Below are 14,723 nucleotides of genomic sequence, written 5' to 3'. Positions count from 1 at the left end.
GTCTCAGCGTCGGCTGAAGCGCCCGCCCGGAGCCTGATCGCGCGGGCGCATGACGATGGTGTCGAGGTTGACGTGCGGCGGACGCGACGCCGCGAAGGCGATCACGTCGGCGATGTCCGAGGCCACCAGCGGGTCGATACCCTCGTAGACCTTCGCGGCTTTGTCCGCGTCACCGTCGAAACGCACCAGGGAGAACTCGGTCTCCACGGCGCCCGGTGCGATCTCCGTCAGGCGGACGGGCGTGCCCAGCAGCTCGCCGCGCAGCGTCCGGTGCAGAACACCCTGCGCGTGCTTGGCCGAGGTGTAGCCGGAGCCGTTGTCGTAGGTCTCGAAGGCCGCGATCGAGGTGATCGTGACGATGAGGCCGTCACCGGACTCGATCAGTTTGGGCAGCAGCGCCTTCGTCATCCGCAGCGTGCCCAGGACATTGGTCTCCCACATCCAGCGCCAGTCCTCGAGGTCGGCCTCGAGAACGGGGGCCAGGCCCTTGGCGCCGCCGGCGTTGTTCACCAGGATGTCCACGCGCGGAATCACCGCGGTGAACGCGGCGACGGAATCCTCGTCGGTGACGTCGAGAGCCAGCGCCGTGCCGCCGATCTCCTCGGCCAGCGCCTCGAGCCGGTCCACCCGGCGTGCGCCGACGACGACATGGAATCCGTCGGCGGCCAGTCTGCGGGCGGTGGCTTCCCCGATTCCCGAACTCGCTCCGGTGACGACGGCGGTGCGCTGAGGTGACTGAGTCATGAGGACAAGCCTAGGACGCCGGTGTGTCAGCTCGCGATCGCGCTGTACCCGGACGCATCCCCGGCGACGACGCGGGAGTACTCGCCGTGCACGCTCGCCGGGACGTCACCGGCGAGGGTGATGCGCTCGAGGCGGCGGTACTGGTCGTCGTAGTCGGAGACGGCGTAGTGCTGGGTGGACCGGTTGTCCCAGATGGCGATGTCGCCGGGCTCCCACGACCACCGGATGGTGTTCTCGAGGCGCGTCACCCGGTCCTGGAGCAGCTCGAAGATCGCGCGGAACTCCTTCGAGGACAGGCCGGTGAAGGATTTGGCGAAGTGGCCCAACACGATCGAGCGCTTGCCCGTCTCCGGGTGGACGCGGACGACGGGGTGTTCCGTCTCGAAGTACTCGCTGCGGAACTCCTCGCGGTACCGCTGGGCGGTCGACGACACGGACTTCTCGGCCGCGACGGCCGCGTAGTCGTAGACGTTGGTGTGCACGGCCCACAGAGAGTCGGCCAGCGCCGCGATCGCCGGCGGCAACTGCTCGTACGCAGCGGTCGTCGACGCCCACGTCGTGGTGCCGCCGTAGGCGGGCAGGGTCACCGCTCGCAGGATCGACGCCTTCGGGATGCGGTCGACGAACGTGACGTCGGTGTGCCAGCTGTCCGCTTTGTCGTACGTGGAATCGATGGCGAGCGTGCGGGTTCCGCGCGAGCGCACCGTGGGGTGCGGTGTCGTGGGGATACCGAGGCGCTCCGCGAACGCGTACTGGACCTTCTCGTCGACGTGGTGCTGTCCTCGGAAGAACACGACCTCGTGCTCGAGAAGTGCGTCGTTGATGTCGGCCACCACGTGCGACGGCAGATCTCCGCCGAGGCGCACATCGTCGATACGTGCGCCGATGTTCGCGCCCAGTTTCACGGTCTTCATGGGCTCACTGTGGTCCTGTTCGTGCAGGATGTCGACCTTTCGAATCACCTCGAGCGAAACAGGCGATTCTGCAGCGCGGCGACATCAGTGCTACTTTTCGGTCATGGCACCAGCGAGGAAGACCGCGCCGCGGGTCACCTATGTGACCGCTGCTCTCGGTTCCCGCCTGCCTCTCGCTCGCGAACTCTGTTGTCGACGCGGACTCGTCCGAGACTGATCGCGCGTCGCTCGGTGAACTGACCCTTCGGTTCGTCGCACGGGTACGACCGGCCTCGGCACTCTCGCCTCCGGCTCACCCCGTCACTTCAGTTCCGAGGAACCTTCATGTCTGTCTCGACATTCGCTGCCTCCACCCCGGCTCGCTCCCCGCTCGGCCGGCCCCCGCACACCAGAACCGGCCGCGCACGCCCCGCTCGCGTCGTCGCTCCCGAACTCCGTGTCAGTGACACTCCCGCCGCCGTCGTGTTCCGCGCCGTCGTCCAGCGCGGGCCGGTCTCGCGCGACGTCATCGTGGGCGCCACCGGCATCAGTACCGCGACCGTCAATCGTCATGTCAGCGCCCTGATCTCGGCAGGACTGCTCCGCGAACGCGCGGACCTGTCGACGTCCGGCGCCGTGGGACGCCCCCGTGTACCTGTCGAGGTCGACCACGAGGGGCAGTGCACTCTGGGCGTCCACATCGGCGCCACGACGACCCGCATCGTCGCCGTCGATCTCCGCGGGACCGTCCTCGGCGGAGTGGAGATCCCCACCCCGACCGGCGGCCATTCCGGCGCACTGCGATCCATCGCGGAGAGCGCCGCGGCCTTCGCCGCGCGGTGGCACCGACGTCGCATCCTCTTCGTCGGCGTGGCCATCGGTGGCCGTGTGAACGCACAGAAGGGCACCGTCGATCACCCCCGCCTCGCCTGGTCCGATGCCCCGGTGGGTGCTGTTCTGGGGGAGCGGCTCGGCGCCGTGGTGGCCGTGGCGCCGCACGTCGAGGCGATGGCGGCGTCGGAGCTGTTGCTCGCACCGGAGACGGCGGACAATGATCACACGGGCACTTCGCTGTACTTCTATGCGCGGGAGATGACGGGGTTGGCGCTGACCATCGACGGTCGGGTGCACACCCCCGCGGGCGGCCCAGGGTCGATCGCTCATCTACCGACCGGCTCGTCGGCCGTGTGCGACTGCGGCCGTACCGGATGCCTCGAGGCGACCGTGAGCGATCGATCGGTGCTAGCGGCGGCGCGCGCGAGTGGTCTGGTCGACGAGTCCGAGCGGTCGATCTCCGCGGTGTACCTCGCCGCGCGTACGGGTTCACCTGTGGCGGAACAACTTCTGAACGATCGCGCCGATGCGCTGGGCCGCGCCCTCGCGCTGGTGCACGACGTGGTCAATCCGGACAGCGTGCAGGTGGGTGGGCAGGCGTTCACCGCGTACCCGGCGGCGATGGAGCGCGTCGAAGCCGCGTTCGCGGCAGCGAGTTCGGTGGCCACGTCGGGGCGGGTGCGCGTGACCACCTTCGGCAAGCGCGTGCAGGACCACGCTGCGGCGGCGGTGTCCCTCGGCTCGCTCTACGCCGATCCCGTGGTGACGATGCGCAAGATCGACGCTCAGCGCTGATCGCGCGGGGAATACTGTGGACATGACAGCACCCGATCTCCGGTTCTACTTCGACCCGGTGTGCCCGTTCGCCTGGATGACCAGTAAGTGGGTCCGCATCGTCCAGGCGCAACGGGACTACACCGTCGACTGGAGCTTCATCTCCCTCCGACAACTCAACGCGCACATCGACTACGAGGCGCACTTCCCGCCCGAGTACGAGGCGGGACACACTGCGGGACTCCGGCTGCTCCGGGCGGCCGCGAGCGTGCGGGCCGAGCACGGCCGGGAGGCGATGGGGCCGCTGTACGCCGCGTTCGGCGCCCGGATCTTCGATGCGGAACCGGTTCCCGATGAGGCCGGTGCTCACGCGCACCGCGGAACGGCCGAGTTCCTTGCACCGATCCTCGCCGAGCTCGGCCTGCCCGAGCATCATGCTCGGGCTCTGGACGACACGTCGTTCGACGAGGAGATCCAAGCATCGACCGACGAGGCGCTGTCGCTCACGGGCAAGGACGTCGGCACACCGATCATTCACGTGGAGCCGCCCGAGGGCGTGGCGTTCTTCGGCCCGGTCATCAGCCGACTCCCGTCGGACGCCGAGGCGGCCGAGCTGTGGGACCACGTCGTGGGACTGGCACGCTTCCCCGGGTTCGCGGAGCTGAAGCGAAGTCTGCGGGAGCTACCCCAGCTGCGAGCCCTCGGCGTGTCGGACGACGAGGCGGGCGTGCAGCAGGACTGGCACGGCGGTAGTCGGCGCCGGAAGAAGTAGCTACTGCGTCGGTACGGGGTACTTCGCGAGGTACTTCTCCCGCTTGGCGGGCGCGATGTTGGCACGGGTGACGTCGCCGTCGTAGTGCGCGACCACGCGCTTGTCCATCAGCGCCCGCCACAGGAACGGGAAGTACGACACGAGGATCAGGGGCGCGTAACCCGCAGGGAGCTGCGGAGATTCGGGCATGCTGCGCAGGATCTGGTAGCGACGGGTCGGGTTCGCGTGATGGTCGCTGTGGCGCTGGAGGTGGTAGAGGAAGATGTCGGACACCGCGTAGTCGCTGTTCCAACTGTGCACGGGTGTGCAGCGCTCGTAGCGGCCGTTGTCCTTGGTGCGTCGAAGCAATCCGTAGTGCTCGAGGTAGTTCACGGCTTCGAGCAGCGAGATGCCGTACACCGCCTGCAGAAGAAGGAACGGCAACAGTTCGAGACCGAACACGGCGACCAGTGCGCCCCAGAGCACCAGGCTCATCGCCCAGGCGGTCAGGTTCTCGTTCGACGGTGACCAGGTCCGCTTGTTCGTGCGCTGCAGGCGTTCTCGCTCGAGCACCCAGCCCGATCGGAACCCGCCGAGAACGCTGCGGGGGTAGAACTGCCACAGGGTCTCGCCGAGACGCGAGCTCGCCGGATCCTCGGGCGTCGCGACGCGGACGTGGTGGCCCTTGTTGTGCTCGACGTAGAAATGCCCGTAGAAGCTCTGGGCGAGCACGATGCGCGACAACCACCGTTCCCACTCGATCTTCTTGTGTCCCAACTCGTGTGCCGTGTTGATCCCGATGCCGCCCACCAGTCCGATGGTCAGCGCCAGCCCGATCTTCGAGGCCAGCGACAGACCGTTCTCGAGTCCCAGCCAGGACAGGTCGTCGGCCGTCAGCAGATACGACGACAACACGATGCCGACGAACTGCATCGGGATGTACGCGTAGACGCAGCCTCGGTACCAGAAGTCCGCCTCGAGGGATTCGACGAGTTCCTCGGGCGGGTTCTCGTCGAACGGGACGATGATGCGGTCCGCGATCGGGACCACGACGTAGAGGAACAGTGCGCCGGACCACCAGGCCACCTGGGAGGCGGTCGGTGCCCACCACTGCAAGGCGTAGACGAGGCCCACCGAGATGACGGGGAGCATCGGAGCGATGAGCGCCCACGGCCAGTAGTACCTGTTGAGGTCACGCCACTCACCCGTCTTCGGCGAGATGGAGCGCTGGTGTGTTTCGGTCACGTCGAAACTTTACCGACGCGTCGGCCCTGCTCAGGCTGGTGACGATGCCCTTCTGACATCCCACAATCAGCGCTCGATAAGTTGGTGTCATGGCAATACGCGAGGCCTTCGGCCGCGACGGAACGTCCCTCGTCTACCGCATCACGGGGAACGTCGGGGCACGGCCGTTGGTCCTGCTGCACGGGTGGGCGCAGACGGGAGCGTGCTGGGGCGACGGCTTGCTGGCGCAGCTCGCGGAACGCTACCGGGTGATCGCCGTCGATCTGCGGGGACACGGAGCGTCCGGCGCTCCCGCCGACGGATACGACCGCTCCGAGCTGTGGGCCGGCGACGTCCATGCCGTGCTCGAACAGGAAGGCATCCGCTCGGGCGCCGTCGTCGCCGGGTGGTCGTACGGCGGACTGGTGCTGTGCGACTACCTCTCCGTGTACGGGACCGCGGCCGTCGACGGCGTCGTGTTCGTCTCCGCTATCACCGCGATCGGACCGGACCGTCCGGGCGGAGCGGTCGGATCGTCGATGCGGGCGGCGATCCCCGGGGCGATGAGCGAGGACCCGCGCCTCGCGATCCGCGCGCTCGGCAGTTTCGGCAAGGCTCTGACCGGCCCGGGCGACGGGCTCGGTGAGCAGGCGCAGGCCTTGTTCGGCGCCAGCCTGTCGACGCGTCCGCGGGTGCGATCGGCGGTGTTCCGCCGCGATCTCGAACACGACGCCACCCTGGCGGCACTCGATGTTCCCGCGTTGGTGCTGCACGGCACCGCGGACACCGTCGTCGAGTTCTCGGCCGGGGAGCACGCCGCGTCGGTGATCCCGGACGCGCGGACGTCGTGGTGGGACGGCGTCGACCACGGTCCCTTCGTCGCGGACCCGGCCCGCTTCCTGTCCGAGCTGACGGGTTTCGTCGACTCTCTGGGTTAGTCCACACACGTGATGCATGTCAGAACGGTGGGGGGTCGTCGGTGTCGGCGAATTCGCGGGCCCGTCGGTTGCGGTTGCGTTCAAACCTCCTGCGGGCATGTTTGTCCGCCAGACGTGTTCGGCGTCTGCTGGGGGGAGTGCGGGGCGGACTCGGTGGTGGATCGGGCGTGTCGAAGGTGACGTCGGCGAGTCCGGGGTGGATGTCGTATCCGTTGTGCGCCGGCCCCGGGACGACGAGTCCTTCGGGCGTGGTGACGGTGGAGACGACGCGTCCGGTGTCGTCGTCGGTGTACTGATCGTCGACGAAGTCACCGAACGTCTTGAGGTTGTGGTGGAACCTGCATGTGCCGCCGAGGTTGACGTCGGTGGTCCGGCCGCCGCCGTCGGGGTCCTGGTGGTCGTACTCCGCGATGTGGTCGAGATCGCCGGTCCACACCCCACGGTTGCAGCCGGGCCAGGTGCAGTACTGGTCGCGGATGCGGACGAACGTGTCGAGGGCGCTGGAGGGGCGGTACGGATCGGCCGGCTGTGATGCGGGGTTGGTGGTCGAGACGGGGCGGATGACGGCGTCGTCGCGGTCGGCGAGGTCGGCGACGTGGTCGGGGGAGATGACGCCGTGGCCGACGAGGAACCCCGGATTGCCGTCGGCAGTGTCGCCGGTCATGGTGGTGGTGTCGGTGACGACGTGCACGATGACGGAGGTGAGCAGGCCGTCCTCACCGGTCCATCCGGGCGCGGAGCAGTCCGGGTCGTCGCACTGGCATTCGTACGAGGTGCGGGTGGCGAGGGCGAAGAGGGCGTCGCTGGAACGGGCGCCTGTGCTGCGAGGGTCCTTGCGGCAGACGCGCCCGGCCAACTCCTCCACAGCGGCAGCGAGGACGACGGCATTCTCGGCTGTCATGGTTGCGCCCAGGTATGCCATGCCGTCGGGTCCCGCGTCGATCCAGACGCTGCGGTTCTTCTCGGCGAGCACACGTCGTTCCCTGACGGCGTCGCGGTCGTGGCGGTAGACGATGCGGTCGATCATGTCCCGCATGCGTGTGTCCGACCACGACCCGCGTCGCTGGAGGGCCGCGGCGATCTCGGTGTCGACGTCCCGCGCGTACGTGGTGCCGTCGACGAGGTCGGTTCGGCCGATGATGGTGTGGATGTGTTTGGGGGCGATGAGGCCGTCGCGGAGGCATTCGGCCACACGGGGAAGCCGGTCGCGGAGTGCGACGGCGCGGGTCAGGATGCCTTCTCCGGCGCCCTGACTGATCGACAGGACGGCCGAGATGCGGGCGGCGCAGTGCGTCGTCGCGTCCATCCGGCGGTGATCGGACATCTCGTGAGGGAGGACGAGTTGCGTGTGCAGTTCCGCTGCGGCCCGGTACCGGGTCCATTCGAGGTAGGACAGTCCGGCCGAGGCGTAGGACATCGTGGACAGGAGGGTGTTCACGGGTGCGTCGAGGAGCGTTCCGGGTAGGCCCATGGCCTCCGGATCCCGCGTCACCCACCCCTATTCGAACATGTGTGCGAAGGTAGCAGCGCCCTCCGACATGTTCCCATGACTCCCGCGGGGCAGTGTTGTACGTGTTCCCGGCGCTGTGAATGTCGGCGGGTTCCCGCGCGTGTGTCGGCACGCTCGTAGGGGGATGGCCGGGTAGGCGGGAGCCTGCGCCGCAATCGGACAGGGCACACTGGGAGCGTGGTCCGCCGTCACAGCCCGCATCGGGTAGCCGTGTTGTCGCTGCACACGTCTCCGCTGGCACAGCCAGGGACGGGGGACGCGGGCGGCATGAACGTCTATGTCCTGCAGACTGCGGTGCAGATGGCCGCACGCGGGGTCGAGGTCGAGATCTTCACCCGGGCGACGTCGTCGCGCGACGAACCGGTGATCGAGGCGGCTCCCGGGGTCCTGGTGCGGAACATCGCGGCCGGCCCGTTCGAGGGCCTGGACAAGCAGGATCTCCCCACGCAGCTGTGTGCGTTCGCGGCCGGTGTTCTCCGTGAGGAAGCGCGGCACGACCCCGGCTACTACGACATGATCCACTCGCACTACTGGCTGTCCGGCCAGGTCGGCTGGCTCGCTCGCGACCGGTGGAAGGTGCCGCTGGTGCACACCGCGCACACCCTGGCCGCGGTGAAGAACCTGTCCGTCGCCGCCGGAGACAAGCCGGAGCCCGCTGCCCGACGCATCGGTGAGAAGCAGGTGGTGGAGGAAGCGGACCGCCTCACCGCGAACACGGACGACGAAGCGCGCGCATTGGTGGACCTGTACGACGCGGCCGAGGACAAGATCGACATCGTCGCCCCGGGCGCGGATCTCGCGATGTTCCGTCCCGGTGACAAGACAGCCGCCCGTCGCGAACTGGGACTGGACACGGACGAGTCGTTGGTGACGTTCGTCGGGCGTATCCAACCGTTGAAGGCGCCCGACGTCCTGATCGCCGCTGTCGCCGAGATGGTTCGCCGCGATCCGCACACGCGGGTACGGGTGCTCATCGTCGGCGGCCCGTCGGGAACCGGTCTCGAGCGTCCCGATTCGTTGATCGACCTGACGCGGTCCCTGGGCATCGAGAACCGTGTCACCTTCCTTCCGCCGCAGCCGCCGGAGCGGTTGGCGCAGGTGTACCGCGCCTCCGATCTGGTTGCGGTGCCCAGTTATTCGGAGTCGTTCGGTCTGGTCGCGATCGAGGCTCAGGCGTGCGGAACCCCGGTGGTCGCCGCCGATGTCGGGGGACTCGGCGTGGCGGTGCGGTCGGGGGTGACCGGCCTGCTCGTCCAGGGCCACGACCCTGCCGACTGGGCCACCGCGGTCCAGTCGTTGCTCGGTGACGACAGTCTGCGAGCGCTGATGGCGTCGAATGCTTCCCAGCATGCGGAGAATTTCTCGTGGGAGCACACCGCGGATGCACTGCTGGACACCTACGCCCGAGCGGCGTGGAGGTTCGGACGTGGACCGACCGGGCAACGTCCTACGGGCGAGTTCTCGCCGCGCAGGCCGAGGGGTCTGTGGCGACTACGACGAACAGGATCGGTGGGAGCGCTGTGAGCAGCACTGCGGAGTTGATCGACTCGGTTCTCAGGGACCGGGAACTGGACTACACGCGACCGTCGGACGCGCAGTTCGTCGTCGACCTTCCGGGCGAGAAGAAGCTGAAGACGTCGACACTGCTGACCGTCGGCATTCACGGACTGAAGATCGAGGCCTTCGTCTGCCGCAAGCCGGACGAGAACTTCGAGGGTGTCTACCGATACCTGCTGCGCCGCAACCGTCGTCTGTACGGCGTCCACTACACGATCGACAAGATCGGTGACATCTACCTCGTCGGCAAGATGTCGACGCACGCGGTGACGGGCGACGAGCTCGACCGAGTGCTCGGCCAGGTGCTCGAGGCTGCGGACGGCGACTTCAATGTCCTGCTCGAACTGGGATTCGCCGAGTCGATCAAGCGCGAGTGGGCGTGGCGGGTGTCGCGCGGGGAATCGCTGAAGAACCTGGAAGCGTTCGAGCACCTGGTCAACGGCCGCCCGGACAACGGTCCTGCCTCGTGGGTACAGGTCGACGAGTCGGCCGAGTAGCGCCTCTGAATCGGACACCCGGCAGGTACTGTCATGCTTGTGACGACTGTCACCCACGGCGTCGTGCTGGTTGGTGTGACAACTCGACACAGTAACGTCGTGCCAGCAGTCCCCTGTCTCGCGCTGTCCAGAGGAGTTCCATGAGTTTCCGCAGCCCGTATCCCGATGTCGAGATCCCGGAGAAGTCCGTCTACGACTTCCTCTTCGGCGACCTGTCCGAGGACGATCTCGCACGTCCCGCTCTGGTGGACGGCCCCAGCGGTGCGGTCACCGACTACCGCACTCTCGTCGCCCAGATCGGCGGCGTCGCCGGTGCACTCGCATCGCGTGGCGTGAAGGTCGGCGACGTCGTCGCCCTGCACTCGCCCAACGTCCCGGCCTTCGCGTCGGTGTTCCACGGCATCCTGCGCGCGGGCGCCATCGCGACGACCATCAATGCGCTCTACAACGCCGACGACATCGCCAAGCAGCTCACCGACTCGTCGGCCACGATGATCTTCACGGTCTCGCCGCTGCTCCCGCAGGCCAAGGCCGCCGCGGAGAAGGTCGGCCTCGCCGACGACAAGGTGATCGTGCTCGACGGAGCCGACGGTCATCAGTCGCTGAAAGATCTGCTCACCGAGGGCGCGTCGGCTCCCGATGTCAGCTTCGACCCGTCTACGCATCTCGCCGTGCTGCCGTACTCGTCGGGAACGACGGGGCGTCCCAAGGGCGTGATGCTGACGCACCGCAACCTCGTCGCCAACGTGTCGCAGATCGAGCCGCGCATGGGCGCGAACCGGGACGACGTCCTACTCGCCGTGCTGCCGTTCTTCCACATCTACGGCATGACCGTGCTGCTCAACCTCGGCCTCAAGGTGCGCGCGTCGCTGGTCACGATGCCGCGCTTCGACCTCGAACAGTTCCTGAGCCTCACCACCGAGAAGAAGATCACCTACCTCTTCATCGCGCCGCCCGTCGCCGTCGCGCTGGCCAAGCACCCGATGGTGGACCAGTACGACATCTCCAGCGTGCGGATGGTCTTCTCCGGTGCGGCCGCGCTCGACGAGAACCTGGGCAACGCCGTCGCGAAGCGACTGAAGACCAAGGTGCGTCAGGGTTACGGCATGAGCGAGTTGAGCCCCGTCTCGCACGCCATCCCGTTCGACGGGGACGACATGCCGCTGAGCAGCTGCGGCACCGCCGTCGCCAACTCGGAGAACAAGTTGGTCGACCCGGCCACCGGCGAGGAAGTTGCCTACCCGGAGGCCGGCTCCGACGCGGTCAGCGAGCCCGGCGAGCTGTGGATCAAGGGCCCGAACGTCATGGTCGGCTACCTGAACAACGACGCCGCGACGGCCGAGACCCTCGACGCGGACGGCTACCTGCACACCGGTGACATCGCGGTCGTCGACGGCCACGGCTGCGTCAGCATCGTCGATCGGCTCAAGGAGCTGATCAAGTACAAGGGCTACCAGGTGCCGCCGGCCGAACTCGAGTCGCTGCTCCTCACCCACCCGCAGATCGCCGACGCTGCCGTCATCGGCGTGCTCGACGACGAGGGCGAAGAGGTGCCGAAGGCGTTCGTCGTGCTGCAGCAGGGCGCCGAGCTCACCGCCGACGAGGTCATGGCGTTCGTGTCCGAGAAGGTCTCGCCGCACAAGAAGGTGCGCAAGGTGCAGTTCATCGACACGGTCCCGAAGTCCGCGTCGGGCAAGATCCTGCGCAAGGACCTGCGGTCCGCGGAGCCTGCCGCGAGCTGACACTCCCTGCCCCACCCGAACACCCTCTTCAGCGTGCTGGAGAGGGTGTTCGCGTCATCGTGGGGGTGTGGGGTCGCTCGGGGTGGTACTCATGAGCCATGGACACGATCACCGTCGACACACCCCAGGGCCAGGTACGCGGACGTACCGAGAACGGCGTCGCCACGTTCCTCGGGGTTCCCTACGCCGAGGCGCCGTTCGGCGCCAACCGATTCCAGGCACCCACCGCCCCGCCGCGCTGGTCCGGCACCCGCGATGCGCTGGAGTTCGGCGCCACCGTTCCGAAGGTGGGCTACCGACCGCCCACCAGTGAAATCCTCAGCGAGCCCGTCGTGGCCGGCGAGGACTGCCTCAACGTGAACGTCTACAGCCCCGACGTCACGGGCTCCGCGCCCGTGTTCGTCTGGATCCACGGCGGCGCCTTCGTCAACGGCAGCAACGCCGTTCCCGCGTACGACGGAACGGCATTCGCGCGGGACGGTGTCGTCGCTGTCGTGATCAACTACCGACTCGGTGTCGACGGCTTCGCCCGTATCGACGGAGCGCCCGCCAACCGCGGTCTGCTGGACCAGGTCGCGGCGCTCGAGTGGGCTCGCGACCACATCGCGTCGTACGGCGGTGACCCGGCGCGCGTGACCGTCGCGGGGGAGTCCGCGGGCGCCATGAGCGTCGGCACGCTGCTCTCGATGCCGCGCGCCGAGGGGCTGTTCCACCGCGCGGTCCTGCAGAGCGGAGCCGGCCATCACGTCATCTCGGCCGAGACCGCGGGGACCATCTCCGCCGCACTGGCGACGTCGCTGGGGGTCGAGGCGACCGTCGAGGGTCTCGCGTCCGTGCCTGTCGACGCTCTCGTCGACGCCCAGCGCACGCTGTCGGATCGCATCGCTGCCGAGGCCTCGAGCGGTGCGTGGGGTGAGGTGGCGCTGAACATGATGGCGTTCGAGCCGTACATCGACGGGGAAGTCGTTCCCGCGCTTCCGTATTCGCGTATCGAGGCGGGCGCCGGCGCCGACGTGGAACTCATGATCGGCACCACCAGCGAGGAGCATGCCTTCTTCCTCGTTCCCGCCGGGATCGTTCCTCACATCACCGAGGACTACCTGCGCCTCGTGCTGGCCGGGTACCGCCTGGACCCGACCGTTCTGGACTCGTATCGCGCACAGAACCCGGACGCGTCACCCGGCGACCTGATGATCGCCGTGATGACGGACTGGTTCTTCCGCATCCCCGCGGTTCGCGTGGCCGAGGCGCATCCGGCTCACGTCTACGAATTCACCTGGCGCTCACCGTTGTTCGACGGAAAACTCGGCGCCTGTCACGCGCTCGACATCCCGTTCGTGTTCGACGTGCTGCACAAGCCGGAGACCTCGCGCATCACCGGACCGAACCCCCCGCAGAGCCTCGCCGACGAGATGCACCGTGCGTGGGTCGATTTCGTGCGTGACGGAGACCCGGGCTGGGCGCCGTACGGGTCCGAGCGCACGGTGAAGATGTTCGGGACCGAGTCGTCCGTGGTGAACGACCCGCGGCCCGACACCCGCACCGTGTGGGACGGCGTCCGCTAGCCGGTGAAGGGCGGAACGAACTCGCACGGAACAGCAACGGGGTTCGCCGGGTCCAACGCGTTCAGGACGAATGCGGCGGCTCTCGGCGAACCCACGATGCCGGCGTGCTCGGAGAAGTCGAGATCGCAGGTGTCCTGGACGACGATGTTGGTGGCGTTCGGGCCCTCGACGTACCCGTCGGTGTACGGCACCACCACCTCGTCGTACCGCGTCATGATGTTGGTGTAGGTGATGCCCGGCGCGTAGCGGTACGACGCGGCGGGCCACGCGACCTGCGACGGGCCCGAGCCCTTCCACAGCGGAGCCAGCGAGACGTACTTGTCGATGTCGTCCGCTCCGCCGAGCACCTGCGCGTAGTAGTTGGGCAGAACCGTGCCCTGCGAATGTCCGACGATGTCGACCTTCTGGGCACCCGTCGCCGACAGCACCTCGTCGACGAACGCGGCGAACTGCGCGCCCTTCTCGGGCACCGGCCCGAGGCCGCCTATCGCGGAGATAGGCCACGGTCCCGGCAGGGCTCCGTAGGTGAGCGCGAAGACGCAGTAACCCTCGTTCTTCAGCAACGGTCCGTACACACCCCACCCGGTCTGCTGCCCGGTTCCGGTGCCGTGCACCAGGATCACCGGGTTCGGGTGCTCGGCCGTCGGCACGCACGAGAAATCGTTGGTCCCGGGCAGCGATCCGCCCGGGTTCGCGATCTCCGCCGGGAAGCCACTGAAGAAGTCGTAGTCGACGGGGAGGGGATCGGCCGTGGCGGTCGGGGCGCACGCGAGCCATGCGCACGCCGCGAGCGCCACCGTCCAGCGGGTTCTCATCTGCAGAGGCTAGCGGTCACGCCAGCTCGGCCCGGCGGAAGCGCAGTTCTCGCCAGTGCCGGTCTCACCGCCGCGTCCGACGGGTCGTGCCGTCGACGGCCTCGTGAGAAACTGGGCGGCATGAGCATCGGAACCCTGATCCTTCTCCGCCACGGCGAGAGCGAATGGAACGCGTCCAACCAGTTCACGGGATGGCAGGACGTGCGCCTGACCGCGAAGGGCGAGGCCGAAGGCAAGCGCGCCGGCGAACTGCTCGTCGAGGCGGGAGTCCTGCCCGACCTGCTGTTCACCTCGATGCTGCGTCGTGCGATCAGCACCGCGAACATCGCGCTCGATGCTGCCGACCGCCATTGGATCCCCGTCGTCCGCGACTGGCGACTCAACGAGCGGCACTACGGTGCGCTGCAGGGCCTCGACAAGGCAGCCACCAAGGACAAGTACGGCGACGAGCAGTTCATGCTGTGGCGCCGCAGCTACGACACGCCGCCGCCGCCCATCGAGGTCGGCAGCGAGTACAGCCAGGACGCCGACCCGCGGTACGCCGACATCGGTCACGTCCCGCTGACGGAATGCCTGAAGGACGTCGTCGAACGGTTCATCCCGTACTACGAGGAAACCATCGTCCCCGAGCTGAAGCAGGGCAAGAACGTCCTGGTGGCCGCGCACGGCAACTCGCTGCGCGCGCTGGTCAAGTACCTCGACGGCATCTCCGACTCCGAGATCGCCGCGCTGAACATCCCCACCGGCATCCCGCTGCGCTACGACTTGGAAGAGTCCGACGGCAAGCTGGTGCCGACCAATCACGGCGGCACCTACCTCGATCCCGAGGCAGCAGCTGCGGGCGCGAAGGCTGTGGCGAACCAGGGCGAGAAGTAACGC

Annotated in this window: 13 protein-coding genes; 8 read left to right on the top strand and 5 right to left on the bottom strand. The window is 68.0% G+C overall.

Features of this window, described 5'->3' with window-relative positions; all coding sequences use genetic code 11:
* Window positions 1–3: 3 nt before the first annotated feature.
* Window positions 4–744, bottom strand: coding sequence for an SDR family NAD(P)-dependent oxidoreductase (locus AC0IX4_RS06645; protein ID WP_471828468.1), 741 nt, complete (start codon window positions 742–744; stop codon window positions 4–6).
* A gap of 26 nt (window positions 745–770) precedes the next feature.
* Window positions 771–1,658, bottom strand: a complete 888-nt coding sequence (locus AC0IX4_RS06640; protein ID WP_471828467.1) for a TauD/TfdA dioxygenase family protein — start codon at window positions 1,656–1,658, stop codon at window positions 771–773.
* A 324-nt stretch (window positions 1,659–1,982) separates the two neighbouring features.
* Between AC0IX4_RS06640 and AC0IX4_RS06635 the strand changes: the two genes are divergently transcribed.
* A complete protein-coding gene (locus tag AC0IX4_RS06635; protein WP_471828466.1) occupies window positions 1,983–3,266 on the top strand; it encodes an ROK family protein in 1,284 nt (427 codons plus the stop codon).
* A gap of 22 nt (window positions 3,267–3,288) precedes the next feature.
* Window positions 3,289–4,017, top strand: a complete 729-nt coding sequence (locus AC0IX4_RS06630; protein ID WP_471828465.1) for a mycothiol-dependent nitroreductase Rv2466c family protein — start codon at window positions 3,289–3,291, stop codon at window positions 4,015–4,017.
* Here the strand turns inward: AC0IX4_RS06630 and AC0IX4_RS06625 are convergent, their stop codons facing one another.
* The gene (locus AC0IX4_RS06625) at window positions 4,018–5,241 is read right to left on the bottom strand and encodes an alkane 1-monooxygenase (protein WP_471828464.1); all 1,224 of its coding nucleotides are present in this window, start codon (window positions 5,239–5,241) and stop codon (window positions 4,018–4,020) included.
* An 89-nt stretch (window positions 5,242–5,330) separates the two neighbouring features.
* Here AC0IX4_RS06625 and AC0IX4_RS06620 point away from each other — a divergent pair, with 89 nt between their 5' ends.
* Window positions 5,331–6,158, top strand: a complete 828-nt coding sequence (locus AC0IX4_RS06620) for an alpha/beta fold hydrolase (protein ID WP_471828463.1) — start codon at window positions 5,331–5,333, stop codon at window positions 6,156–6,158.
* A 19-nt stretch (window positions 6,159–6,177) separates the two neighbouring features.
* Here AC0IX4_RS06620 and AC0IX4_RS06615 read toward each other — a convergent pair whose 3' ends face one another.
* Window positions 6,178–7,650: a DUF222 domain-containing protein gene (locus AC0IX4_RS06615; RefSeq protein ID WP_471828462.1), complete on the bottom strand. Its 1,473-nt coding sequence runs from the start codon at window positions 7,648–7,650 to the stop codon at window positions 6,178–6,180.
* 162 nt (window positions 7,651–7,812) lie between these two features.
* Between AC0IX4_RS06615 and mshA the strand changes: the two genes are divergently transcribed.
* The 4 genes from mshA to AC0IX4_RS06595 all read left to right on the top strand — a co-directional run bounded on the left by mshA (window position 7,813) and on the right by AC0IX4_RS06595 (window position 13,029).
* Entirely contained in the window at window positions 7,813–9,192 is a 1,380-nt protein-coding gene (mshA, locus tag AC0IX4_RS06610) for a D-inositol-3-phosphate glycosyltransferase (RefSeq protein WP_471828798.1), read from the top strand.
* Window positions 9,189–9,722 (top strand): type III secretion system chaperone family protein, encoded by a 534-nt coding sequence (locus AC0IX4_RS06605; protein WP_471828461.1) that lies wholly within the window; start codon window positions 9,189–9,191, stop codon window positions 9,720–9,722. The genes mshA and AC0IX4_RS06605 overlap by 4 nt, the downstream gene beginning before the upstream one ends.
* A gap of 140 nt (window positions 9,723–9,862) precedes the next feature.
* Window positions 9,863–11,464 carry an AMP-binding protein gene (locus tag AC0IX4_RS06600; RefSeq protein ID WP_471828460.1) on the top strand — a complete coding sequence of 534 codons (1,602 nt, stop codon included), beginning with the start codon at window positions 9,863–9,865 and terminating at the stop codon, window positions 11,462–11,464.
* Between the two features lie 98 nt (window positions 11,465–11,562).
* Entirely contained in the window at window positions 11,563–13,029 is a 1,467-nt protein-coding gene (locus AC0IX4_RS06595) for a carboxylesterase/lipase family protein (RefSeq protein WP_471828459.1), read from the top strand.
* Here the strand turns inward: AC0IX4_RS06595 and AC0IX4_RS06590 are convergent.
* Window positions 13,026–13,844, bottom strand: coding sequence for an esterase/lipase family protein (locus AC0IX4_RS06590; protein WP_471828458.1), 819 nt, complete (start codon window positions 13,842–13,844; stop codon window positions 13,026–13,028). The genes AC0IX4_RS06595 and AC0IX4_RS06590 overlap by 4 nt on opposite strands.
* Before the next feature lie 111 nt (window positions 13,845–13,955).
* Between AC0IX4_RS06590 and AC0IX4_RS06585 the strand changes: the two genes are divergently transcribed.
* Window positions 13,956–14,720: a phosphoglyceromutase gene (locus AC0IX4_RS06585; RefSeq protein ID WP_197074869.1), complete on the top strand. Its 765-nt coding sequence runs from the start codon at window positions 13,956–13,958 to the stop codon at window positions 14,718–14,720.
* Window positions 14,721–14,723 lie beyond the last annotated feature (3 nt).

Source organism: Rhodococcus sp. AC861, assembly GCF_979256035.1.
The sequence above is the reverse complement of the archived record's forward strand: the minus strand, read 5'-3'. Positions and strand labels throughout refer to the sequence as shown.